We start from the raw sequence: 24,734 nt of genomic DNA, 5'->3' as shown, positions 1-24,734 counted from the left end.
AGGACACAGGAGATGACCACCTGGACGGTGGGGCAGGTGGCCGACCTGTTCGGCGTGACGGTGCGGACGCTGCACCACTACGACCAGATCGGCCTGCTCACCCCGAGCGAGCGCTCGCGGGCGGGCTACCGGCTCTACACCGACGAGGACCTCGTCCGGCTGCAGCAGGTCGTCGTCTACCGACGACTGGAGCTGCCGCTCGACGAGATCGCGTCCCTTCTCGCTGACGGCGCTGATGCGGAGACGCACCTGCACCGCCAGCGGGAGACGGTCGTGACCAGGCTGGGCGAGCTGACCGAGCTCGTGGCAGCCATCGATCGAGCACTGGAGAGAGAGATGAGTGACCAGCCAGCCACGACCGAGGAGCTGAAGGAGCTCTTCGGTGACGGCTTCAAGGACGAGTACCAGCAGGAGGCGGAGGAGCGTTGGGGCGACACCGACGCATGGAAGCAGTCGACCGCGCGGACCAAGCGCTACACCAAGGCCGACTGGGAGCAGATCAAGGCTGAGCAGGAGGCCGTGACGTCGGCTTTCGTCGCGGCCAAGCGCGCCGGGTTGCCGGCCGACTCTGCCGAGGCGATGGACGCGGCCGAGGGGGCGCGACTGCAGATCCACGAGCGCTTCTACGACTGCTCGCACGACTTCCATCGGGCGCTCGGGGACATGTACGTCGCCGACCCGCGGTTCACGAAGACGTACGAGGACCTCGATGCGGGGCTCGCGCAGTACGTACGGGACGCGATCCATGCGAATGCCGACCGGCACGCCTCATGACCGCGATGAGCTGACCGAGGGGTGAGAGCGGCCCGGGCCTGACCGGCTCGGGCCGTAACCTTGTGACATGCGTGTAGGTGTCTTCGGAGCAACAGGCCAGGTCGGCGGGGTCATGCGCACCCTGCTCGAGGAGCGCGACTTCCCGGTCGACGAGGTGCGGTTCTTCGCCTCGGCGCGATCCGCCGGCACGAAGATCCCGTTCAAGGGCAAGGACATCGAGGTCGAGGACACGGCGATCGCCGACTTCTCCGGCCTCGACATCGCCCTGTTCTCCAACGGAGGCACGACGAGCAAGGAGTTCGCCCCCAAGGTCGCTGCGGCCGGGGCGACGGTCATCGACAACTCGAGCGCGTGGCGCAAGGATCCCGAGGTCCCGCTCGTCGTCTCCGAGGTGAACGCCGACGACCTCAAGGACCTCCCCAAGGGGATCGTCGCCAACCCGAACTGCACGACGATGGCCGCCATGCCGGTGCTCAAGCCGCTGCACGACCAGGCCGGCCTGGTGCGGCTGCACGTCTCGAGCTACCAGGCGGTGAGCGGCTCTGGTGGCAAGGGTGTGCAGGAGCTCGACCGCCAGCTGCGCGGCGGCTATGCGGCCGGGGACCCGACGGGTCTCGCGCTGGACGGCCGCTCGGTCGAGGTGCCCGAGGCGCAGATCTACGCCGTGCCGGTGGGCTTCAACGTCGTGCCGCTCGCAGGGTCGATCGTCGACGACGGGTCGCTCGAGACCGACGAGGAGCAGAAGCTGCGCAACGAGTCGCGCAAGATCCTGCATGCTCCGGACCTGCGGGTGTCGGGGACCTGCGTGCGGGTGCCGGTCTTCTCCGGGCACAGCCTCGCGATCCACGCCGAGTTCGCCGAGGACATCTCCCCGGAGGAGGCCCTCGACCTGCTCAAGAACGCGCCCGGCGTCATCGTCACCGACGTGCCCAACCCGCTCGAGGCGACGGGCCGCGACGAGGTCTTCGTGGGCCGCGTCCGTGCCGACCAGGCCGCTCCCGAGGGCAAGGGCCTGGTGCTCTTCGTCGTGGGCGACAACCTCCGCAAGGGCGCCGCGCTCAACGCCGTGCAGATCGCCGAGGAGCTGCTCAAGCGCCGCTGACTCCCGAGCGCCCACCACCCCGCAACACACCGAGTAGGTCACGACACACCGGCATCCGTTCCGGGTGCGTCGTGACCTACTCGGTGTGTTGCGTTGTGGTCTGGTCGTATGCCGCTGGGCTGGGTGCCGCTCGGACGCCCGGTCACGCCCGGGCCGGGTCAGCGCGCCGGGTCAGCGGGCCTCAGTGGTGGAGGTCGCGGGGGACCCGCAGCTGGAGGGCCATCGCCTCCAGGGCGAGCAGGGGCGGGACGTTGGCATTGATCCGGTCTCGCGCCTCGGTGACGGCGTCGAGCGCGCCGAGCAGCTGCTCCGCGGTGAAGACGCTGGCCAGGGAGCGGACCTTGTCCATGGCGTCGGGGTTGACCAGGTCGACGTTCGACCCGAGGCGCAGCACGAGCGCGTCACGGTAGACGGACATGAGGTCGATGAGCGACCGGTCGATCATGTCGCGTGCGTGCCGGGTGGCCCGGGTCTTCTGCTCCTTCTCGAGCGCGGCGACCTGGGCGCGGATGTGGGGAGGCTGGGTGCGTGCCGTCGGGTCGGCACCGAGCGTCTCGAGCAGGCGCGCCCGCTCGGCGGCGTCCCGCTCTGCGGTGCTAGCGGCCGACTCCTCACCGGCGATCTGGGCCAGGTCGGTGGCGGCGTCGATGGCGTCGCCGACCCCGACGATCTTCGTCGCCATCGCGATGACGTCCCGCCGCCGGATCCGGGCGCCTTCGTCCTTGGCCAGCCGCCGGGCCAGCCCGATGTGGGACTGCGCCGCGCGAGCTGCGTGCAGGGCCATCGGCGGGTCGACCCCGTCGCGCCGCTGGAGGAGCTCGGCGACGGCATGCACCGGCGGGGTCCGCAGCCGGACGTGCCTCGAGCGCGAGCGGATCGTGATGATGACGTCCTCGAGGCTGGGCGCGCAGAGCATCCAGACCGTGCGCGGGGTCGGCTCCTCGAGCGCCTTGAGGAGCGCATCGGCCGCTCGCTCGGTGAGCCGGTCGGCGTCCTCGATGATGATGACGCGCCACCGGCCGACCGATGGCCGCAGCGCGGACTCCTGGACGAGGTCGCGCGTGTCACGGACCTGGATCGACAGGCCCTCGGTCGCGACGACGTTGACGTCCGCGTGGGAGCCGTCGAGGGCGGTCCGGCACTCACGGCAGTCGCCACAACCGCCCTCCGGACACTGCAGGGCGGCCGCGAAGGCCCGCGCGGCGTTGGACCGGCCCGATCCCGGCGGCCCGGTGAACAGCCACGCGTGGGTCATCGCTCCCTCGACGGCCACGGCGCGGGAGAGCACCTCTACCGTGGGCTCCTGGCCAACGAGGTCTCGCCAGACGGTCATCGACGCTCCTTCCGGACTTCCTCGAGCCGCACGAGCACCCGCGCCCGGATCTCCTCGGCGGGCAGACTGGCATCGACGACGACGTACCGCTCGGGATCGCGGGCCGCGAGGTCGAGGAAACCTTGGCGCACGGCGTGGTGGAAGTCGTCAGCCTCCGACTCGAGCCGGTCGTGCACGTCACCGCGACGGGCGCGGCCGACCTCGGGGGTCACGTCGAGAACGACGGTGAGGTCGGGCAACAGCCCTCCCACGGCCCAGTGCTGCAACTGCCTGATCTCCTCGGCCCCGAGCTCCCGCCCTGCCCCCTGGTAGGCGATCGAGCTGTCCGTGTAGCGGTCGGTGATGACGACTCGGCCCGCGGCCAGGGCCGGGCGGATCAGCTCGTCGACGTGGTGTGCCTTGTCGGCGGCGAAGAGCAGGGCCTCGGCCCGGGGCGACACGTGGTCGCCGTGGAGGACGAGCTCGCGGATCTGCGCGCCGAGCGTGGTGCCGCCCGGCTGGCGCGTCACGAGCACCTCCCGCCCGGTCCGCTCGAGGAAGTCGGCGAGCAGGCGCACCTGCGTCGACTTGCCCGCTCCGTCCCCACCCTCGAAGCAGACGAAGAGCCCCGGGGCCGTGCTGACGCGACCCGCGTCCGGGTGCGGCGGCGCGTCAGAGGTCTGGCTCACGGGTGGAGCCTATGGGACGCGAGGGACAGCGCCCCGGGGGAGCGTACTCGGGAGTTCTCAGCCGGGCAGGTTACGGTTTCCGGCATGACGTCTCGCCACGCCGCGCCTACGCGCGCCCGGAGGGCGGCAGTGCGCCTCGCCGCTGCCGTGCTGGCGCTCGCGACGATGGCGGCGTGCACGACGCCCGAACCGGACGCTGTTCCTGTCACCGCACCGGTCGGGGCCACCACCCAGTCACCGGAGCCAGTCCTAGCGGGCTACTACGACCAGCAGCTCGACTGGACCAGATGTGGCGAGTTCGAGTGTGCCGACCTGCGAGTGCCGATCGACTATGACGACCCGGCCGGCGGCGACATCGCCATCAGGGTGCTCAAGGCGCGAGCGGCCAACCCCGGCAAGCGGATCGGCTCGCTCGTCGTCAACCCGGGCGGGCCTGGCGGATCCGGAGTGCAGTACGCCAGGTCGGCGGACTTCATCGTCGGCCCCGCGGTGCGCTCGGCGTTCGACATCGTCGGCTTCGACCCGCGGGGCGTCGGGCAGTCGGCACCGATCGACTGCCTCGGCGACGGCGCCCTCGACGACTTCCTCGGCACGGACCCGACTCCGGACGACGAGGCGGAGAAGCAGGACCTGCTCGCGGCGGCCCGCACCATGGCGTCGGGCTGCGAGGCGAACAACCGGGAGCTGCTCGCCCACGTCTCGACGGAGGACGCGGCCAAGGACATGGACGTCCTGCGCTCAGCCCTGGGTGACGGCCAGCTCAACTACCTGGGCAAGTCCTACGGCACCTTCCTCGGCACGACCTACGCGGACCTGTTCCCCGAGCGGGTCGGCCGGTTCGTCCTCGACGGGGTCGTCCCGCCCGACCTGACGAGCGCGCAGGTCGCCGAGGGCCAGGCAAAGGGGTTCGAGCTGGCCACCCGCGCCTACGTCGCGGACTGCGTGGACGAGGGCGGCTGCCCCCTCGGTGGTTCCGTGGACGAGGGCATGGCCTGGATCCGCAGCTTCCTCGCGGGTCTCGACGCCAAGCCGCTCCCCAGCGGCGACCCGGCGGAGCCCGAGCTCACGGAGGCGTGGGCCACCCTCGGCCTCGCGGCCGCGATGTACGACCAGGGCTCGTGGGGCATCCTCACCGACGCGCTGCGCGAGGCGCGCTCGGGCAACGGCGCCTCCCTCATGGGACTGGCCAACACGTACGCGGACCGGGTCCCCGGCGGCGGGTACAGCGGCAACATCATGGAGGTCATCTACGCCGTGAACTGCCTCGACCGGCCGGACAGCCCCGACCTCGAGACGTACGAGGGCTACGAGGAGACCTTCTCGAAGGTCGCGCCGACGTGGGGTCCGTACCTCGCGTGGGGGTCCGTGGCCTGCGGGTTCTGGCCGGTGAAGGGCGACAACCCCCCGCACGCGATCTCCGCCGAGGGCAGCAACCCGATCGTCGTCGTCGGCACGACGCGCGACCCCGCGACGATCTACGAGTGGTCCAAGCAGCTGCGCGACCAGCTCGCCAACGGCGTCCTCGTCTCCCTCGACGGTGACGGGCACACCGCCTACACCCGGGGCAGCCAGTGCGTCGACGACGCCATCGACGCGTACTACGTACGGGGAGCCGTGCCCGAGGACGGCCTGCAGTGCTGAACGACGAGCCGCGCCGTCCCGACGATCTCCCCGAGACACCACAGGAGCCGTATGCCGCTGTGCCGGCTGCGTTCGGGCCGGTCCCTTCCGGCGGGGCCGGGTCGGGGGACGGGAACGGACCAGGTGCCGGATCTCCTGGGAGCGGGCGCGGTCGTTCGGTCGTGGCAGCCGTGGTCGTCGTCGCGCTGCTCGCCGTTGTGGGGCTCGTGGCGTGGCGCGTCACGCGGCCGGTGACGCCGCTGGCTGCGATGCCAGCGCGCGTCAGCGCCTCGAACCCGTCCCCGAGCGAGGCCACGCCCGCCCCGAGCAGCACCGGCCACCCGGCTGAGCTCACCGCGTTCTACACCCAGGACCTCGACTGGAAGCCGTGCGAGGGAAGCCCCGCACACCAGTGCACCCGCATCGAGGTCCCGGTCGACTATGCCCGGCCGGACGGTGACACCTTCGAGGTCGCCCTGCGCAAGGTGCCCGCACTCGAGCCGTCGAAGAAGGTCGGTACGCTCGTCCTCAACCCCGGTGGGCCGGGTGCATCCGGGCTGGAGTACGCGCAGTTCTCGAGCTTCCTCTTCAGCGAGCAGGTCCGCACGGTCTACGACATCCTGGGCTTCGACCCTCGGGGCATCGGGCAGTCCGATGCGGTGGCGTGCCTGACCGACGACGACATGGACCTGCTCTTCGAGAACGACCCGACTCCGGACGACGCCGCAGAGCAGGCGAAGCTGCTGGGCGACGCGGAGGCGATCACCGAGCGGTGCGCTCGAGCCGGCGGTGAGCGCGCCCTCCACATGAGCAGCACCGAGGTGGCGCGCGACATGGACGTCATGCGGGCGCTGGTCGGCGATGAGCAGCTCAACTTCTTCGGGGTCTCCTACGGGACGTTCCTCGGTGCTCTCTACGCCGACCTCTTCCCCGAGCGTGTGGGTCGCCTCGTCCTCGACTCGGCGGTGTCGCCCAACCAGACCGACGAGCAGGAGCTCAGCTACGACGTCCAGGGCTTCGAGTCGTCGATCGACGCCTTCATCGAGTGGTGCGTCACCCGGGACGACTGCGCCCTCGGGACCGACCCGGAGGGTGCGAAGAAGCAGATCGCCGACCTGCTCGACGAGGTCGAACGGGCCCCCCTCGAGACGTCGAGGGGTGACATCGAGTCGATCGGCGAGGGCTGGCTCGGCTTCGCCATCTTCATGTGCCTCTACTCGGAGGAGTACTGGCCCACGCTGAACAAGGGCCTGACCGAGGCCCTTGACGGGCAGGGGGACATCCTCCTCGCCCACGCCATGAACGTCGTCGGCCGCAGCGCCTCGGGAAGCTACGATCCCGGGTCGTACCTCCACGCCATGATCCCGGTGCGATGCGCGGACTGGCCGCCGAGCAGCGCTGACGAGCTCGCGGCGCAGTCTCGCCGTGCCCGCACCGAGCACCCGCTGTGGTCCCAGCTGACCGGCCTGCTCCACGACAACTGCGGCGCCTGGCCGGGCCGGGTCCGAAAGCCCTCTGGCACGTCGCTCGCCGAGGGCGCCGCCCCCATCCTCGTCATCGGCAACCTGCGGGACCCGGCGACGCCCATCGGCGGCACGAAGCAGCTCGCCGCAGACCTCGCCTCCGGGATCCTGGTGACCAGTGACCACGACGGCCACGGCACTTACTACGCTGGCAACTCGTGCGTGGACTCCTTCGTCGACGGCTACCTCGTCCAGGGCGCCGTGCCGCCGTCCGACCAGGCGTGTTGACCGTCCTCCGGCGCGGTGGCGTGGTCATCGCGGCACTGGCCGTCCTCGTGACCTTCGCGACCATGGAGCCCGCCGACCCGGGAGGGACGGTGGAGCGGGAGCCAGCTCAGCGGCATACGGCATCGTCGACTCCGGCGGTGCAGCCGACGGCGCCGGAGGGCGCGGAGATCAGGTTCACCGCGGCGGTGCACCCCAACCCGCCCGCGCTGCGGCGCTTCTACGCGCAGGAGGCGCGGTGGGAGCAGTGTGCCGACGAGGGCGACTTCGACTGCGCCTCGGTCACTGTTCCGGTGGACCACGCCGAGCCGTCCGGACCAACCGTCGACATCGCCCTGCGCCGGCTCCCGGCCAGGTCGGAGGCGCCCAGGGGGACGCTGTTCGTCAACCCCGGCGGCCCGGGAGGATCGGGCACCGAGTTCGTCCAAGAGCCAGGCATCGTCGGAGCCGAGCTACGCGAGGCATGGCACATCGTCGGGTTCGACCCGCGGGGGATCGGTGAGTCGGCCGGCTTCGACTGCCTGACCGACGACGAGCTCGACAGGTTGTATGCCGAGGACCCGACGCCCCCGTCCCCCCTGGGCAAGGTGGCCCTCAAGGAAGCCGCTGCTGCCCGCGTCGACGGTTGCCTGCAACGCGGTGGGCCACTCGCGGCCAACATGGGGAGCGAGGCCGTCGCCGCCGACCTCGACATCCTGCGCGAGGCGGTCGGCGACGAGCGGCTCAACTACTACGGGGTCAGCTACGGGACGCTCATCGGCGCGATCTACGCCGATCGGTTCAGCTCTCGCGTCGGGTTCATGGTCCTCGACTCCGCGGTGTCACCCGATGTGGTCGACGACCCCTCCGTGACCCAGCGCGACGTCGATGCGAACGCGCGGCACTGGGGGCGCGAGTTCGACGCGCTCTTCGCCGAGTTCGTCGAGGCGTGCGGGCAGGACCGGCCCTGCCCGCTCGGCGACGACCCGGACCAGGCTGCCGCGGCCGTGATCGAGCTGCTCGACTCGCTCGAGACCGTGCCGCTGTCCTCGGACTTCGACTCGTTGTCCCAGGTGACCGAGGGGTGGGCGGTCACCGCCATCGGCGAGGGACTGCTCGACCCCGGGTCCTGGCCCTACCTCGTCGACGCGCTGGAGCTCGCGATCGAGGACGCGGACGGCAGCGAGCTCGCGTGGTTCGCGATGGTGTCGGTCGGCCGCGACGTCGACGGCAGCTACCCAGGTGCCTCGTACGGCAAGAACCACCTGCCGGTGACCTGCGCCGACTGGCCGGTGCCGGTCTGGTCGGAGCTCACCCCGAGCCCGAAGGTCCTCGAGGAGCACCCCCTCTTCGGCCGGATCCAGCCGCCGCTCCCCTCCGAGTGCACCGGCTGGACCGGTGAGCCGCGCAGCAAGCTCGTCGTCGAGGCCGAGCCCGCGACTCCCGTGCTCGTCATCGGCAACGCCAACGACCCCGTGACGCCCATCGAGGACACCGAGTACCTCGCCAGCGCCATCGGCAGGTCACGGCTCGTCACCGTCGACGCCGCCGTGCACGGGTCCTACGCGACCGGCAACGCGTGCGCCGATGGTGCGGTCGAGGACTACCTGGTCCGGGCGATGTCGCCCCGGAATGGGCTGAAGTGCCCGGCCGGATGACCCGTCGCGGTTCGAGGTACACACCGACGGCTTGGCGTCGTGGCACACCTCGAACCCGGGTGGGACCGGCGCTGCGCTCGATTTCCTGACGATCCGCGGCCATGCGTATACTCAGCAACCGTGCTCCGGCACCCGCCGCCTTAGCTCAGTCGGCCAGAGCGATTCACTCGTAATGAATAGGTCGTCGGTTCGATTCCGACAGGCGGCTCGGACGATGAAGGCCCCGCCCCTGCAGTCGCGCAGGGCGGGGCCTTCTGCACAGCATCCTGCCGTCGAGCGCTTGGGCCCCCGCGCCCGCTCCTTGATGCGGTTCCGATTGGGGGAGCAGACTGATCCGTGGCGACGAGCCCGTCCGACCCCCAGCCGCGTGTTCCACCCGAGGAGGCGATCGACGTGTCCCAGCACGGCAGCGAGAGCGAGAACCCGGTCATCGAGGCCCCGAGTCCGAAGGCTCATCGACCCCGGACGAACCAGGACTGGTGGCCCAACCAGCTCAACCTGCACGTCCTCCATCAGCACGCCCCCCACTCGAACCCGTTGGACGCGGACTTCGACTACCGGGAGGCGTTCCAGCGACTCGATGTCGAGGCGCTGAAGCAGGACGTCTTCGAGGTGATGACGAACTCGCAGGAGTGGTGGCCGGCCGACTACGGGCACTACGGGCCGCTCTTCATCCGGATGAGCTGGCATGCCGCTGGCACCTACCGCATCGAGGACGGCCGCGGCGGCGCGGGTGACGGCGCCCAGCGCTATGCCCCGCTCAACAGCTGGCCGGACAACGTGAGCCTCGACAAGGCCAGGCGCCTGCTCTGGCCGGTCAAGAAGAAGCACGGCGATGCCATCTCCTGGGCGGACCTGATCGTGTTCGCCGGCAACTGCGCCCTCGAGTCGATGGGGTTCAAGACGTTCGGCTTCGCCTTCGGCCGCGAGGACATCTGGGAGCCGGAGGAGGTCTTCTGGGGGCCCGAGGACACGTGGCTCGGGGACGAGCGCTACACCGGCGAGCGGGAGCTCACCGGTCCGTTCGGCGCTGTTCAGATGGGCCTGATCTACGTCAACCCCGAGGGACCGAACGGCAATCCGGACCCGCTCGCCTCCGCGCGCGACATCCGGGAGACCTTCCGGCGGATGGCGATGAACGACGAGGAGACCATCGCCCTGATCGCCGGCGGCCACACCTTCGGCAAGACCCACGGTGCCGGGCCGGCCGACCACGTCGGCCCAGAACCAGAGGCCGCACCGATCGAGCAGATGGGCCTCGGCTGGACGTCCACGTACGAGACCGGGATGGGACCGGACACGATCACCTCCGGGCTGGAGGTGACATGGACCTACCACCCCACCCGGTGGGACAACGAGTTCTTCCACATCCTCTTCGCCTACGACTGGGAGCTCACGGAGTCGCCGGCCGGGGCGAAGCAGTGGCGGCCGAAGCATGGAGCCGGCTCCGACATGGTGCCCGGCGCCTTCGAGGGAGCGCCGCGACGCGAGCCGCGGATGCTGACGTCGGACATCGCGCTCCGGACGGATCCGGAGTACGAGAAGATCTCACGCCGGTTCCTCGAGCACCCGGACGAGTTCCAGCTGGCGTTCGCCAAGGCCTGGTACAAGCTGCTGCACCGTGACATGGGCCCGGTGTCGCGTTACCTCGGCCCCTGGGTCCCGGAGCCGCAGCCGTGGCAGGACCCGGTGCCTGTGGTGGACCACGAGCTGGTCTCCGGCGAGGACGTGGCCGCCCTGAAGGCCAAGCTGCTCGAGTCAGGGCTCTCCACGCAGCAGCTCGTGCTGACGGCGTGGGCGGCGGCCGCCAGCTACCGTGGTACCGACATGCGAGGCGGGGCCAATGGCGCCCGGATCAGGCTGGAGCCGCAGCGCAGCTGGGAGGTCAACCAGCCGGCCGAGCTGGCCACCGTCCTCGAGACCCTGGAGCGGGTCCAGCGCGAGTTCAACGACTCCCAGACCGCTGGGAAGAAGATCTCGCTCGCCGACCTCATCGTACTCGGCGGCTGTGCGGCAGTTGAGCAGGCGGCGCGGAACGCCGGGCACGACATCACGGTCCCGTTCACGCCCGGGCGGACGGACGCCTCGCAGGAGCAGACCGACGTCGAGTCGTTCTCGGTCCTCCAGCCGAAGGCCGACGGCTTCCGCAGCTATCTGCGCGCGGGCGAGAAGCTGCCGGCGGAGACGCTGCTGCTCGACCGGGCCAACGTGCTGCACCTGACGGCGCCGGAGATGACGGTCCTCGTCGGCGGGATGCGCGCGCTGGGCGCCAACGTCGGCGGCACGTCCTACGGCGTCCTCACCGATCGCCCGGGAACGCTGACGAACGACTTCTTCGTCAACCTGCTCGACATGGGCACGGAGTGGAGGACGTCGGAGACGACGGAGAACGTCTATGACGGCCGTGACCGGGCCACGGGCGAGGTGAGGTGGACCGCCACCGCCGTCGACCTGGTCTTCGGCTCCCACTCCCAGCTTCGGGCGATCGCAGAGTTCTACGGCAGCGACGACGCGCAGGAGAAGTTCGTCAAGGACTTCGTCGCGGCGTGGGACAAGGTGATGAACCTGGACCGCTTCGACGTGTCCTGAACGCGGAGTGGCGGCAGCGCGGCCCGCTGGTTCGAGCGGGAGCGCGCCCAGCGGCATACGTGCAGGTCATCGCCGAGCGCGACGGTCTCAAGCACGAGGCGATGCGGATGCGCCTGCCCCGAGAGGTCGGGTTCCACGAGTCGGACCCTGATGGGTCGGCTCATGGGCGTGGTCCTAGCATCGTCGGAGGCGACGAGGCGAGAGCGGGAGGCTGACATGGCGGGTCCGGAGCACGATGGCATCGAACCGCGTGGCGTGCGCTACGAGCAGCTGGGCCGCGTCGGCCACGTCGTCCTTGACCGGCGGGAGGCCTCCAACGCCTTCGACCTGCCCGCGGCCCGTTCCCTGGGTGCGGCCCTCGACTCGGTCGCGGCAGCCGCTGGACGCGGCGACATCGGTGCCGTGCTGCTCGTCGGTGCCGGCGCGCGGTTCTGCGCCGGCGGAGACGTGCGCTCGTTCGTTGCCGCCGAGGACCCAAGCGCCTACCTGCGCGACCTCGCGGCCACGCTCGAGGCCGAGATCCGTCGGCTGTCCGAGCTCGCTCTGCCCGTCGTCGTGGCCGTCCACGGGAGTGTTGCGGGGGCCGGGCTCGCCTTTTTGCTCAACGCCGACGTGGTCGTCGCGGCACGCTCGACCCGCTTCACCATGGCCTATCCGGGGATCGGCCTGACCCCCGACTGCGGCGTCTCGTACCTTCTGCCGCGAGCCGTCGGCCAGCAGCGCGCGCTTGACTTCGCCATGACCGGGCGGGTGCTCAGTGCCGACGAGGCGGCGCAGTGGGGTCTGGTCACACGCGTCGTCGCGGACGAGACCGTCACCCGCGAGGCGCTTGCGGTGAGCGAGTCGCTGGCGGATGCCGCCGTGGGCGCGCTCGGCCAGGCCAAGCGGCTGATTCGGTCCTCCTGGGAGACCACCCGGGCCGAGAGCGCGGCGGACGAGGTCGAGACCATCGCCTCGGCCGTGACCTCTCCGGAGGCCCAGGAGCGGATCGAGCGCTTCGTGACGCGCTGACGGGCTTGGACAGTGTGTGGACCCCGCGTGGACCCGCGAGCAGACAGACCACCCAGAACGAGCAAGGAGAACCCATGTCGCTCATGACGCGCAGCAGCACCGTCGACGGCATCATCCGGCGCAGCGCCAAGACCTTCCGTGACCGGCCTGCCGTCATCTTCGGCGAGCGAACGCTGACCTATGCCGCCCTCGACGAGGCCGTCACCCGCGCCGCCGGTCACCTGCTCGATCTCGGCCTGACCAAGGGTGACCGCGTGGCCGCCTACGGCAAGAACTCGGACGCCTATCTCGTCGGCTTCCTCGCCTGCGCCCGCGCCGGGCTCGTCCACGTCCCGCTCAACTACAACCTGACCGGCCCCGAGCTCAGCTACCTGGTCACCCAGTCCGGGAGCCGGGCGATCCTGTACGACCCGGCGCTGGCGACGCACATCGACCTGCTCGACCCGGAGGCCCTCGACCAGCTCGATCACCGCATTGCGCTCCGAGACGCCGACGGGTCCCTCATCGAGGTGGCGCTCTCCGGAGACGTGCCGACGATCGACGTCGAGGTGGCCGACACCGACACCGCGCAGTTCCTCTACACGTCGGGGACGACATCGCGGCCCAAGGCGGCGATCATGAGCCACCGCGCTCTCGTCCACGAGTACGTCTCGTGCATCGTCGCACTCGACCTCGCGGCCGAGGACAACCCGCTGCACGTCATGCCGCTCTACCACTCGGCGCAGATGCACGTCTTCCTCGTGCCGTGGCTCGCCGTGGGTGCGACGAACACCATCCTCGAGGTCCCCGATGCGGCGGAGGTCCTCCGGCGGATCGAGCAGGACGGCCACCGCGCCTTCTTCGCAGCGCCCACGCTCTGGGTCGCGATGGCCAACCACGCCGACTTCGAGAGGCGCGACCTCGGTGGGCTCGTGAAGGCCTACTACGGGGCCTCGATCATGCCGGTGCCGGTGCTGAAGCGGATCCAGGCCAAGGCACCGTCGCTCGGCTTCTACAACTGCTTCGGCCAGTCCGAGGTCGCACCGCTCGCAACGGTCCTGCGCCCCGAGGAACATGCCGACCGCCCGGACTCGGCGGGTCGGCCGATCCTCTTCGTCGAGGCCAGGGTCATCGGCAGCGACGGGCAGGACGTCACCCCTGGCGAGACGGGCGAGATCGTCTACCGGTCGCCGCAGCTGTGCGACGGCTACTGGAACGACCCCAAGGCGACCGAGGAGGCCTTTGCCGGCGGCTGGTTCCACTCGGGTGACCTCGTCCGCATCGACGAGGAGGGCTTCATCTTCGTCGTCGACCGGATCAAGGACGTCATCAACACCGGCGGGGTGCTCGTCGCCTCGCGCGAGGTCGAGGACGCGCTCTACACGCACCCGGCGGTGGCCGAGGTCGCAGTCGTGGGCGAGCCGGACGAGAAGTGGGTCGAGGCGGTGACCGCCTTCGTCGTGCCCAAGGCCGAGGTGACGGAGGCGGACCTGGTCGAGCACGTGCGCGGAAGCCTGGCCTCCTTCAAGATCCCCAAGCGGATCACCTTCGTCGAGTCGCTGCCGCGCAACGCGTCGGGCAAGATCCTCAAGCGCGAGCTGCGCGGGACCGCCTGACGCCGCAGCTGTCCCGGCCTGCTGGCGACGAGACTCGCATCCTGCTCCGCGTTGCGGAGCAGGATACGAGTCCCCCGCACGGAGCCCGTCGTGCGGGACGCGCCTGCCGGATGCGTCAGACGGGGTCGGCGGCCACCCGTCGGGTGTGTGGGCGGTTGGTCTCGAGCGACCGGGCCAGGGTGCGATGGCCGACCCAGGCGATCGCCACGGCCAGTGCGCCGGCAGCCACGGTGACGGCATAGGCGGGCGTGTGGCCGCCCCAGTCGGCCAGGCGCCCGGCGACGGCCGCCCCGACGGCGTAGCCGAGCCCGGTGGCGGCGGCGAGGAGAGTCATGGCCGCCCCCGTCCGCGATGGTGGCGTGATCCGCTCGCCGAGCGTGAACGTCGTGATCATGAAGGGCGCGATGGACACGCCGAGGGCGAGCAGCACGGGGACGAGGGTCGGAATCGAGGAGACGAGCAGGAGGGGCACCGCGAGCACGAGGAGCGACAGCGCGAACCAGCGCAGCCGGTTCGGCAGCGGCCACGTCGGCGGAAGCGCCGTCATCCCGAGCCCGGCGACCACGCTGCCCACGCCGAGCAGGGCTTGGAGGTAGCCGGTCAGCCCCGCCTCGCCGGCGTCCGTGGCGAGCACCGTCGTCCCGGTCTGGACCGATCCGAAGACCGTCCCGATGACGAGCTGGCTCACGCAGAGCACGACGAGTGCCGCGGTGAGGAGGCGTTCGCCGGAAGCGGGCCGGTGGCCGGTGACCGAATGTGCGAGCACGGCCGTGTCGTGCAGGGCGAACCACGTGCCGAAGGCCGCGAGAACGGCAGCCGCGATCCCGAGGGCGACGGTCGGGTTGGCCAGCGAGACCCCGAGACCCACCAGGGCTGGTCCCAGGACGAAGGAGGCCTCGTCCGCTGCTCCCTCGTAGGAGAATGCCGTCTCCACCAACCGCGGCTGCTGGCTCCCGGCGCGGGAGGTGATGGGGCGCCAACGGACCCGCGCCAACGGGCCCACCTGGGGCAGGAAGAGCCCCGCGAGACCGCTGGCGACGGCTGACCAGACCCAGGGGGCCGCCGAGTTGGCGACGAGGAGCAACGCTGCGAGCGCTACGGCGCCGGCAAGCGACTGGACGGCGACGACGCGTCGCTGGCCGAACCGGTCGGCCCAGGCACCCCAGAACGGCGCGCCAACGGCATTGGCGATGGCCAGCGCACCGGCCGCGGCGCCACCCGCGCCGTAGCTTCCGGTGGCGTCCGCCACGAGGAGCAGGGTGCCGAGCTGGCTCATGGCGAGCGGCAGCCGCGCGATGAACGCGACGACGACGTAGGCAGGACCGGTCAGGCCGAAAAGGCTTCGGTAGGACTCGAGGGGTGACACTGGGCGACTCCCGGGGGTGCGCGAGAACGGGTGCGTACCTTCCCGCCCATCAGGTACGCCGGAGCCCTGTGCACCTGCCAGTCTAGGTCCGCCCCCGCCTCCGCCCCAATCGCGGCCCACCCAGCCCGGCGGCACCGTCGTCGACCCTCACCGGCCGTCATGACGCCAGCGTGGCCCCAGCGTGGCCCCAGCATGGCCTCAGCATGGCCTCAGCGAGGCCTCAACATGGCCGCAACATTGCCCACAGAGGGAACCAGCGGGTTGGGGGCAGCGGGCGACCCGTGCTCGCCTATGCTCTGGTCATGCTCATCGTCGCTCTGATCCTCTTTGGCATGCTCGTCGGCGCGGGTGCGCAGCTCGTCCTGGGCCGGGAGGGCAAGAGCATCGACTGGGCCATGGCGATCGTCGCCGGACTCGTCGGTTCCTTCATCGGTGGGCTGCTCCTGAGCCTCATCTCGGGCGACGGCTTGGCCTTCCGCCCGAGCGGCATCATCGGCTCGATCGTGGGGGCCGTCATCGTGACCGCCGGCTGGCGCTGGAGCCGAAGCCGTTTGGCGAGCTGACCAGCGCGGCTGGTTGAACAACGCCTTCGTGGCCGCCGACCCGGCCACTGCCGACCCAGCGCCTGCTCGACGGGGACCACGCTCCGAGTGCGTGGATCGCCCGCCCCGAGGTCGTGGCTCAGGCCCGCAGTGACCACCGGTGCAGCACCTCGATGAGGGCCGCGCCGACCACGCCGATGCCCAGGGACGGCCAGACGAGCGCAGCGGGAGCGTTGAAGCCGAAGAACTGGTGGCCGATCGGGAGCACGAAAGCGAGCACGGCGAGCACCGCCATCGTGCAGATGAGCAGCCCCTTCCACCAACGGAACGGTCGAGCCAGGACCACGAGGATCCAGAAGAACACGACGAGGAGCGTGATCGTCGCGCCCGTGCTCGGCTGGATGCAGGCCAGGTCGACGCCCAGGTCGCCGGGCTGCGCGATCTCGCACCGCGTGGCGAACTCCTCAAGCGGCACGCCGAAACGCTGGCCCGCCAGGACGTACGACGCGAAGACGGCAAGCCCCGCGACGAAGCCGGCAGGCACCGCGAACCGCAGGATGCGACCGAGGAACCCCGGCTGGTAGCGGCGCTTGTTGGGCCCCAGCGCGAGGAAGAACGCCGGGATCCCGATGGTCAGCGTCGACACCAGCGTCAGGTGGCGGGGGAGGAACGGGAACGGCAGCGAGGCCAGCGCGGCGGCGACGATCGCGAGCAGGCTCATCGCGTTCTTCGCGACGAACAGGTTGGCCACGCGCTCGACGTTCCCGATGACCCGGCGGCCCTCGGCAAGCACCTTGGGCAGGTGCGAGAAGCGGCCGTCGAGGAGGACGAGCTCGGCGACGGCCTTGGTGGCCTGCGCCCCGTTGCCCATGGCGACGCCGATGTCGGCGTCCTTGAGGGCCAAGGCGTCGTTGACGCCATCGCCGGTCATCGCGACGACGTGCCCGTCCGCCTGCAGCGCGTGGACCAGGGCCCGCTTCTGCTCGGGTGACACGCGCCCGAACACCGTGGTCCGGGCCACGACCTCACGCAGCTGTTCGCGGTCCTCGGGCAGCGTCCGGGCATCGACCGGCTCGCCCGGGTCGAGCCCCACCTCGCGGGCGACCGCGGCCACGGTCTGCGGGTTGTCTCCCGAGATGATCTTGATCTGCACGCCCTCCTCGCCGAAGTAGCCGAGCGTCTCCCGGGCATCGGGCCGGATCTGCTCGCTCAGGGTCACGATCGCGGCCGGCGCGAGGTCCTCGGGGAGGACCGGCTCGTCGAGGACCTCGGCGCTCCTGCACAGGAGCATGACGCGTCGCCCGCGGCGCGCCAGCTCGGCGACGTCGTCGCGCAGCGGATCGTCGTCCCCGAGGAGGACCTCGGGTGCCCCGAGCACCCAGGTCTCGTGTTCCTCGAAACAGGCCGCGCTCCACTTGCGCTCGGAGTTGAACGGCAGGGTTCCGAGACGGTGCCAGCCGGGAGTCGTGATTGCCGCCCCGATTGCGGCCAACGTGCCGTTGGCGTTGGGGTCGTCCGCCAGCGCCCCCAGGGCACACCGGACCTCATCCGCATCCGAGCCACCGACTGGCTTGACGTCGTCGAAGGCGATCTCCCCGACGGTGAGCGTGCCGGTCTTGTCCAGACACACGACGTCGACCCGGGCCAGACCCTCGACGGCGGGGAGCTGCTGGACCAGGACCTGATCGCGCGTCAGCTGGACGGCGGCGAGGAGGAAGGCCACCGACGTGAGCAGCACGAGGCCCTCGGGGACGAGCCCCACGACGCCAGCTGCGGAACGGAGGACGACCGCCTCCCAGCCCTGTTCACCGACGACGTTCCACTGCGACCAGATCTGCAGCGGGAGCGCGAAGGCGATGACCCAGGTGATGTAGCGCAGCAGGGTGTTGATCGACGACTGGATCTCGGAGTACGTCCGGGTGAACTTCCTCGCCTCGGCTGCGATCCGGTTGACGTAGGCATCGGGACCGATCGCCTTGGCGTGGTAGCGCCCCCAACCGGCCACGACGCTGGTACCCGACAGGATCTGGTCGCCGGCGGGGTGATGGACCGGGTCGGACTCGCCGGTGAGGTTCGCCTCCCCGAGCTCCAGCCCCTCCGACGTGAGCAGGACGCCGTCGGCCGGCACCTCGTCGCCGGAGCGCAGCTCGATGAGGTCGTCGAGCACGACCTCGCGCGTGGGGATGACCACCGTCTCCCCGTCGCGGACCACCCTCGTCGTGGGTGCGTTGAGCAGGGCGAGGCGGTCGAGCTTGCGCTTGGCCAGGTACTCCTGCACGATCCCGATCGCCGAGTTGACGACGAGGACGATGCCGAAGAGCCCGTCCGCCCACGACCCGGTCGTCATGACGAGGACGAAGAGCGCACCGAGGATCGCGTTGAAGCGGGTCAGGACGTTCGCCCGGACGATCTCCCCGATCGACCGCGACGTCCGCTCGCCGACCTCGTTCACCTGGCCGCGCGCGACCCGCTCAGCCACCTGCGCCGCGGTCAGCCCGGTCAGGTGGTCGACGTGCACTTCCCCTGTCGCCGTCACGCGCTCATTGTCGTATGCCGCTGGGCTCGCTTCCCGGCCGACCCGCACCTCCGCTCGTGGGACGATTGGCGGGTGACCGAGTCGATCCAGCGTGCCAGAGCAACCACCGCGTCCTACTCGATCACGATGCGACTCCACACGGGGACGGACCCAGCGGTCATCGGTGAGCTGGCCACCAAGGTGGCTGCGAGCGGCGGCATCACGACCGCTCTGGACGTCGTCGACTCACACCCCGACTCCCTCGTCATCGACCTCACCGCGTCGGCTGCTGACGGTGACCACGCGAGCGAGCTCGTCGAGGCAGTGGAGACGCTGGAGGGCGTTCGCGTCCACAAGGTCTCCGACTTGGTCTTCCTGCTCCACCTCGGAGGCAAGATCAGCGTCGAACCGAAAGTGAACCTGCGCAACCGGCAGGATCTCGCGATGGCCTACACGCCGGGTGTGGGCCGGGTCAGCTTGGCGATCGCCCAGCAGCCGGAGGATGCCCGGCACCTGACCATCAAGGGCAACTCGGTGGCTGTCGTCACCGACGGTACCGCGGTGCTTGGTCTCGGCGACATCGGGCCCAAGGCGGCGCTGCCCGTGATGGAGGGGAAGGCGGCCCTGTTCAAGCGGTTCGCCGGCATCGATGCGTGGCCGATCTGCCTCGACACGACGGACGTCGACGAGATCGTCCGCACCGTCGAGCTCATTGCACCGGGGTTCGGTGGCATCAACCTCGAGGACATCTCCGCGCCGAAGTGCTTCGAGATCGAGGCCCGGCTGCGAGAGCGACTCGACATCCCCGTGTTCCACGACGACCAGCACGGCACGGCCATCGTCGTGCTCGCGGCCCTGACCAACGCGCTGCGCGTCATCGACAAGATGCTGCCCGACGCCCGCATCATCGTCTCCGGTGGTGGGGCCGCCGGGTCGGCGATCGTGCAGCTGCTGCTGGCCGCGGGCGCGCACGACGTCACGGTCTACGACCGGATCGGCCTGCTCAACCGCGAGGACGACCGGCTCACGCCCGCGTGGCGCTCGCTGGCGGAGAAGACCAACCCCCGTGGCCTCACCGGCTCGCTGCGCGACGGACTGCAGGGGGCCGACGTGTTCATCGGGGTCAGCGCGCCGCGCATCCTCGACCCGGCGTGGATCGACGAGATGGCCGAGAAGCGGATCGTGTTCGCGCTGGCCAACCCCGATCCCGAGGTGGACATCCACGAGGCGACGAAGCTCGCCACCGTCGTCGCCTCGGGTCGCAGTGACTACCCGAACCAGATCAACAACGTGCTCGCCTTCCCCGGGGTGTTCCGCGGCCTGCTCGACGCCAAGGCTGCCGACGTGACGACGGAGATGCTCATCAAGGCCGCCGAGGCCATCGCGTCGGTCGTGACGGACGAGCAGCTCAACCCGAACTACATCATTCCCAGCGTCTTCCACCCCGACATGAGCAAGACCGTCGCGAGGGCGATCGTCGACTCCGTGCCCAAGGTGTCCAGCGCGGACAGATGAGTCTCGACCTCGCCCTGGGCGGGCGCCGGGCATGGGCGGTCTGGCTGGCCGCCATCTCGGTCTACGTCCTGGCGGTGTTCCACCGCACCTCGCTCGGTGTGGCCGGACTCCAGGCGGCGGAGCGCTTCGGCATCAGCTCGGCGGCGCTGTCGACCTTCACCATCGTCCAGGTCTTCGTCTACGCCGCGATGCAGCTGCCGGTCGGGGCCCTGCTCGACCGCTTCGGCTCGAAGCGGCTGCTGGCCGTCGGCCTGACGCTCATGACGGCGGCGCAGCTCGTCTTCGCCTTCGTCGACTCCTACCCGGCCGCGCTGGCGTGCCGCGTGCTGCTCGGCATGGGCGACGCGATGGTGTTCATCTCGGTGCTCCGGCTGGTCGCACTCTGGTTCTCGCCGCGACGGACCCCGATGGTGACCCAGCTGACGGGTCTGCTCGGGCAGCTGGGTGCGCTCGCGGCGGCCGGCCCGTTGGCCGCCGCGCTGACGACGTTCGGCTGGACGCCGTCGTACGCCGTGGCCGCCTCGCTCGGGGTCCTCACCGGCATCCTGCTCGTCGTCATCGTCAAGGACAGCCCCTACGCCGACCACCACCGCGACGAGCTGCGGCTGCGGGCTCTCGGGCGCACCCTGAAACAGGCCTGGCTGGTCCCCGGCACGCGGCTCGGGCTGTGGAGCCACTTCACGTCGCAGTTCGCCGCCAACATGTTCACGATGCTCTGGGGCTTCCCCTTCCTCGTCTCGGGACAGGGCCTCAGCCCACAGACGGCGAGCATCCTGCTCATGACCATGACCGCCACGTCGATGGCGACGGGTCCGCTCGTCGGGACACTGGTCATGCGCTACCCGTTCTCGCGCAGCACGCTCGTCATGTGGATCGTCGTGGCGGGCGTCGCCGCCTGGGCGGTGGTGCTGCTCTGGCCCGGCCGGGCACCGTTGTGGCTGCTCGTGGTCCTCGTCGTCGTCATCGCCGTCGGCGGTCCCGGTTCGATGATCGGCTTCGACATGGCCCGGACCTTCAACCCGCCCACGCGGCTGGGCAGCGCCTCGGGGATCGTCAACACGGGCGGGTTCGTGGCCACCCTCACCGCGGTGGCACTGGTCGGCGTCGTCCTCGACCGCGTGGCACCCGCAGGTCCGTCGACGTGGGACACGGACGCCTTCCGGGCCGCCATGACGGTCCAGTTCCCGGTCTGGTTCCTGGGGCTGGCGCAGATCTGGCGCTATCGGCGCAAGACCCGCCGTGCCGCTCTCGAGGCGGACCCGGAGGCCTACGCCGCGATGCGCGCGGGCCGCAACGTCACCTTCCACTGACGCCCCGACTGCTGCTGGGAGCGACGACCGCTCCGGCAGGCACCCGACCAAGCGGGCGCGGGGAAGGAGCCCAGCGGCATACCGCAGTGCGGTTGTGGAGGTTTGGCCGTGCCCGCACCCGGTCGAGCTTCCACGGGGGACGCGGGTGCCGGAGCCGGTCGGCAGTGGGTGGACCGGTGCCTCTGTGGGACGCCGTCGTATGCCGCTGAGCTGAGTCGCGCACGCGTGCGCCGCCGCGTCGTGCCGGCCATCGGTCAGCGGAGCTGGCGCAGGACTCCGTCCGCGATCTGTTCGACGTGGTCGAGGTCCGACAGGTCGAGCACCTGGAGATAGATCCGGGACGCCCCCTCGTCCGCGAAGCTGCCGATCTTGTCGACGATCTCGGCAGCGGACCCGGCCAGACCGTTGCTGCGCACCTCGTCGACCTCGCGGCCGATGGCCCCGGTCCGACGCCGCAGGGTCGCCTCGTCGTTGCCGAGCACGACGACCTGGGCGGCCGAGTACACGAGCTCGTCGGCGTCACGTCCACGCTCCTCGCACGCCGCGCGGACTCGCTTGAAGAGCCCGCCCGACGTGGCAGCCGAGTGGAAGGCGGCATTGAACTCAGCGGCATACGTTGCGGCGAGGGAGGGCGTGCGGCGCTTGCCGGTGCCGCCGATGATGATGGGCACCCCACCGTCCCGGACCGGCTTGGTGAGCCCGGGTGAGTCGACAATCGGATAGTGGGCTCCCTTGTGGGAGAACGTCTCTCCGGGTGCCGTGCCCCAGAGCCCGGTGATGACGGCGAGCTGCTCCTCGAGCCGGTCGAAGCGCTCGCCCACCGGCGGGAAGGGGATGCCGTAGGCGGTGTGCTCCGCCTCGAACCAGCCGGCGCCCAGGCCGAGCTCCACCCGGCCGCCGCTCATCTGGTCGACCCCGGCGACCTGCACGGACAACGGCCCGGGCAGCCGGAAGGTCGCGGACGTGACGAGGGTGCCGAGACGGATGGTGGAGGTGTCGCGGGCCAGCCCGGCCAGCGTCGTCCAGGCGTCGGTCGGTCCAGCCCCGCCGTCCCCACTCATGTGGAGGTAGTGGTCGGACCGGAAGAACCCGCTGAAGCCCAGGTCCTCCGCGGCGCGGGCCACCGCGAGCAGGTCGTCGTAGGTGGCGCCCTGCTGGGGCTCGGTGAAGATGCGCAGGTCGATGGTCACGGGTCAGCCGCGGGTGCGGAGCCGGACGTGGGGCAGCTCCGGGGCGGGCAGGGTGTCGCGCCAGGCATCCGGGAAGGTGCCGTACTGCACGCCTCCGCCGGTCTCCCGCTCACGCTGCCACTCCTGGCGGAAGCGCACGACCTCCTCGTGGTTGCGCCCGATGAAGTTCCACCACATGACGATCTGCTCGCCGAGGGGCGCGCCGCCCAAGAGGAGCAGCCGGGTCGGCTCCGACGGGCCCGCCTCGATGGTGACCTGGTGGGTGCCGTGCCGGTGGAAGATGATCTCGCCCGGCTTGGCGACCGCGCCCTCGGAGGTCAGGGTGCCTGTGTCGCAGAGGAGGCCGTGCTCGTAGGCCGGGTTCACGTCGATGTCCAGGCGCTGGTACGGATAGAGGTTGATCTCGGCGCCGACGAGGTAGGAGTACATCGAGACCGGCGAGGTCTCGCCGAAGAGGCTCCCGAGGAAGACGAGCACGCGGGCACCGTCCACCTCGATGGCGGGCGGCTCGTAGTGCTGGAAGGACGGCGACACGAAACGGTGGGCGTCCGGCAGCGCCACCCACAGCTGCGCACCGTGGAGGATCGTCGTCTCGCCGGTGGAGTGCTCCGAGTGCGCGATGCCGGACCCTGCGGTCATGATGTTGAGCTGCCCCGGCCGCACCATGGCGTGGGCACCCGTCGTGTCCCGGTGCTCGATCTCACCGGTGAACAGCCACGACACGGTCTGCAGGCCGGTGTGCGGGTGGCCCGGCACCTTCATCCCGCCCGTCTCGGACACGTCGTCCGGGCCGTAGTGGTCCACGAAGCACCATGCCCCGATGAGCGAGCGTTCCCGCTGCGGCAGGCTCCGCCGGACCGGCATCGCGCGAGGTCCGCCGAGGGGCACGTTGCGGTAGGGCAGGACGACCGCGCCACCGGCGGGCTGCGGGTCACGTCCCTCGCAGACGACCTCGGGAGGATTCTTCTCGGGGTTGCTCACCTCGACCACGCTAGCGCTCTGGGGCAGACTCGGGGCCATGGCGACAGACCCGGGCACCCAGACCGTCACCCAGAACCGCGAACGAGGGCGTTTCGAGATCGCCGTCGACGGGAAGCGCGTGGGGCTGGCCAGGTATGTCGAGGACGTCGGGCGGCGGGTCTTCTTCCACACCGAGGTCGACGAGTCGTTCTCGGGGCAGGGCCTTGCCGGAGTCATGGTCCGGCAGGCGCTCGACGCAACTCGAGAGGAGGGCCTGCGCATCGTTCCCGTCTGCCCCTACGTGGCCGCCTACGTCAAGCGGCACCACGACTGGGACGACCTGCTCGACCGCGTGGGCCGCGAGGCCCTGGACGCCGTGCGGCGGGTGGACTCGTGACGACGCCACGGTGGTGAGCAGTCCCGAGCGGCGACCCAGGTCGGTCTATGGGGTCGGCGAGGAGCCGGACCCGCGGTTCAGCCTCGCCAACGAGCGGACCGCCCTGGCGTGGATGCGGACCGCGGTTGCGTTCATCGCCGTTGGCATCGCGCTGGTCTCCTTCGCGGACGCGGGAGCCCTGCCGCAATGGGCCGAGGCCCTCGGCCTCGCGGCAGTGCTGGGCGGCGCCGTGGTCGCGATCCGGGGTGCCCGCTCGTGGGCGCGGATCGAGCGGGCCCTCCGGCTCGGGGAGCCCTTGCCGGCCCCCAGCGGTCTGTTCGTCGTCGCCGCCGCCGTGGTCGTGGCTGCCGCGGTCATGGCCGGGATCGCCATGGCTGGGCTCGTCCGTGGGTGAACCGGCGCCGCGGGACCCCGGTCTCCAGCCGGAGCGGACCGCCCTGGCGTGGACGCGGACCGCCGCCGCCCTGACCGTGCTGCCGGCGCCGCTCGTCGCCATCGCCGCGCGGCACCAGGAGTGGGTGCTCGTCGCCCTCACGGCGACCGCTCTCGCCATCTCCGCCGGGAGCGCCTTCCACCTCGCGTCGAGCGTGCGCCGGGCGGTCCAGCACGAGCTGCCGTTGCCACCGCCCTTCGGCGGCCGGCTGATGCCGGTCCTCGCGGTGCTGCTCCTCGTCGTGGCGTGCGCGTTCGTGGTCGCCCTGTGAGACAGCCCGCATCCCTCTTGCGGCACCGGGGCCATGCCCTAGAGTAACCGGCGTCACGTCGGGGGAACCCGGCGCCATAGGCGTTCGACCAGTGCCGGTCCGCAACGGGTTGACCGGTCCCAGGAATATGCAGCAGCACCATCGAGGCTGCACGGATC

General features: G+C 70.8%; 20 protein-coding genes and 1 tRNA gene. 15 read left to right on the top strand and 6 right to left on the bottom strand.

What is annotated here, in order from left to right; genetic code table 11:
* The first annotated feature begins 12 nt into the window (after positions 1-12).
* Positions 13-774 carry a MerR family transcriptional regulator gene (locus VJN29_RS08010; protein WP_324143098.1) on the top strand — a complete coding sequence of 254 codons (762 nt, stop codon included), beginning with the start codon at positions 13-15 and terminating at the stop codon, positions 772-774.
* Positions 775-841: 67 nt separating this feature from the next.
* The gene (locus VJN29_RS08005; protein ID WP_324143097.1) at positions 842-1,876 is read left to right on the top strand and encodes an aspartate-semialdehyde dehydrogenase; all 1,035 of its coding nucleotides are present in this window, start codon (positions 842-844) and stop codon (positions 1,874-1,876) included.
* 181 nt (positions 1,877-2,057) lie between these two features.
* Here the strand turns inward: VJN29_RS08005 and VJN29_RS08000 are convergent, their stop codons facing one another.
* Complete coding sequence (locus tag VJN29_RS08000) at positions 2,058-3,209, bottom strand: DNA polymerase III subunit delta' (protein ID WP_324143096.1); 1,152 nt, start codon at positions 3,207-3,209, stop codon at positions 2,058-2,060.
* Entirely contained in the window at positions 3,206-3,877 is a 672-nt protein-coding gene (gene tmk, locus VJN29_RS07995; RefSeq protein ID WP_324143095.1) for a dTMP kinase, read from the bottom strand. The genes VJN29_RS08000 and tmk overlap by 4 nt, the downstream gene beginning before the upstream one ends.
* 84 nt (positions 3,878-3,961) lie before the next feature.
* On the opposite strand from tmk, the gene VJN29_RS07990 reads away from it, so the two are divergent.
* From VJN29_RS07990 to VJN29_RS07960, 7 genes are all read left to right on the top strand, one after another.
* Entirely contained in the window at positions 3,962-5,518 is a 1,557-nt protein-coding gene (locus VJN29_RS07990; protein WP_324143094.1) for an alpha/beta hydrolase, read from the top strand.
* A 161-nt stretch (positions 5,519-5,679) separates the two neighbouring features.
* Positions 5,680-7,248: an alpha/beta hydrolase gene (locus VJN29_RS07985; protein ID WP_324143093.1), complete on the top strand. Its 1,569-nt coding sequence runs from the start codon at positions 5,680-5,682 to the stop codon at positions 7,246-7,248.
* The gene (locus tag VJN29_RS07980) at positions 7,245-8,882 is read left to right on the top strand and encodes an alpha/beta hydrolase (RefSeq protein WP_324143092.1); all 1,638 of its coding nucleotides are present in this window, start codon (positions 7,245-7,247) and stop codon (positions 8,880-8,882) included. The genes VJN29_RS07985 and VJN29_RS07980 overlap by 4 nt, the downstream gene beginning before the upstream one ends.
* A 134-nt stretch (positions 8,883-9,016) precedes the next feature.
* A tRNA-Thr gene (locus tag VJN29_RS07975) sits at positions 9,017-9,090 on the top strand.
* A 185-nt stretch (positions 9,091-9,275) separates the two neighbouring features.
* On the top strand, positions 9,276-11,471 hold the full coding sequence (katG, locus tag VJN29_RS07970; RefSeq protein ID WP_414654331.1) for a catalase/peroxidase HPI: 2,196 nt from the start codon (positions 9,276-9,278) through the stop codon (positions 11,469-11,471).
* Positions 11,472-11,633: 162 nt separating this feature from the next.
* Complete coding sequence (locus VJN29_RS07965; RefSeq protein WP_324143091.1) at positions 11,634-12,482, top strand: enoyl-CoA hydratase/isomerase family protein; 849 nt, start codon at positions 11,634-11,636, stop codon at positions 12,480-12,482.
* A 74-nt stretch (positions 12,483-12,556) separates the two neighbouring features.
* The gene (locus tag VJN29_RS07960; protein WP_324143090.1) at positions 12,557-14,077 is read left to right on the top strand and encodes a fatty acyl-CoA synthetase; all 1,521 of its coding nucleotides are present in this window, start codon (positions 12,557-12,559) and stop codon (positions 14,075-14,077) included.
* A gap of 115 nt (positions 14,078-14,192) precedes the next feature.
* Here VJN29_RS07960 and VJN29_RS07955 read toward each other — a convergent pair whose 3' ends face one another.
* Entirely contained in the window at positions 14,193-15,443 is a 1,251-nt protein-coding gene (locus VJN29_RS07955; protein WP_324143089.1) for an MFS transporter, read from the bottom strand.
* Between the two features lie 302 nt (positions 15,444-15,745).
* Between VJN29_RS07955 and VJN29_RS07950 the strand changes: the two genes are divergently transcribed.
* Positions 15,746-16,006 (top strand): GlsB/YeaQ/YmgE family stress response membrane protein, encoded by a 261-nt coding sequence (locus VJN29_RS07950; RefSeq protein ID WP_324143088.1) that lies wholly within the window; start codon positions 15,746-15,748, stop codon positions 16,004-16,006.
* Between the two features lie 118 nt (positions 16,007-16,124).
* Here VJN29_RS07950 and VJN29_RS07945 read toward each other — a convergent pair whose 3' ends face one another.
* Positions 16,125-18,521: an HAD-IC family P-type ATPase gene (locus tag VJN29_RS07945; RefSeq protein ID WP_324143087.1), complete on the bottom strand. Its 2,397-nt coding sequence runs from the start codon at positions 18,519-18,521 to the stop codon at positions 16,125-16,127.
* A gap of 72 nt (positions 18,522-18,593) precedes the next feature.
* Between VJN29_RS07945 and VJN29_RS07940 the strand changes: the two genes are divergently transcribed.
* Positions 18,594-20,015, top strand: a complete 1,422-nt coding sequence (locus VJN29_RS07940; protein WP_324143086.1) for an NAD-dependent malic enzyme — start codon at positions 18,594-18,596, stop codon at positions 20,013-20,015.
* Positions 20,012-21,325, top strand: a complete 1,314-nt coding sequence (locus tag VJN29_RS07935; protein ID WP_324143085.1) for an MFS transporter — start codon at positions 20,012-20,014, stop codon at positions 21,323-21,325. The genes VJN29_RS07940 and VJN29_RS07935 overlap by 4 nt, the downstream gene beginning before the upstream one ends.
* Positions 21,326-21,579: 254 nt before the next feature.
* Here VJN29_RS07935 and VJN29_RS07930 read toward each other — a convergent pair whose 3' ends face one another.
* Positions 21,580-22,509, bottom strand: coding sequence for an LLM class F420-dependent oxidoreductase (locus VJN29_RS07930; protein WP_324143114.1), 930 nt, complete (start codon positions 22,507-22,509; stop codon positions 21,580-21,582).
* Positions 22,510-22,518: 9 nt separating this feature from the next.
* Positions 22,519-23,496 carry a pirin family protein gene (locus VJN29_RS07925; RefSeq protein WP_324143084.1) on the bottom strand — a complete coding sequence of 326 codons (978 nt, stop codon included), beginning with the start codon at positions 23,494-23,496 and terminating at the stop codon, positions 22,519-22,521.
* A gap of 37 nt (positions 23,497-23,533) precedes the next feature.
* Between VJN29_RS07925 and VJN29_RS07920 the strand changes: the two genes are divergently transcribed.
* Genes VJN29_RS07920 through VJN29_RS07910 form a run of 3 tightly spaced genes read left to right on the top strand, consistent with a single transcriptional unit; the run spans position 23,534 to position 24,576 of the window.
* Positions 23,534-23,872, top strand: coding sequence for a GNAT family N-acetyltransferase (locus VJN29_RS07920; protein ID WP_324143083.1), 339 nt, complete (start codon positions 23,534-23,536; stop codon positions 23,870-23,872).
* A gap of 10 nt (positions 23,873-23,882) precedes the next feature.
* A complete protein-coding gene (locus tag VJN29_RS07915; RefSeq protein WP_324143082.1) occupies positions 23,883-24,266 on the top strand; it encodes a YidH family protein in 384 nt (127 codons plus the stop codon).
* On the top strand, positions 24,259-24,576 hold the full coding sequence (locus VJN29_RS07910; protein ID WP_324143081.1) for a DUF202 domain-containing protein: 318 nt from the start codon (positions 24,259-24,261) through the stop codon (positions 24,574-24,576). Before VJN29_RS07915 ends, VJN29_RS07910 begins: the two co-directional genes overlap by 8 nt.
* The last annotated feature ends 158 nt before the right edge of the window (positions 24,577-24,734 follow it).

This window comes from Intrasporangium sp. (genome assembly GCF_035280925.1).
GTDB lineage: Bacteria > Actinomycetota > Actinomycetes > Actinomycetales > Dermatophilaceae > Intrasporangium.
This window is presented reverse-complemented; position numbering and strand designations above follow the sequence as displayed.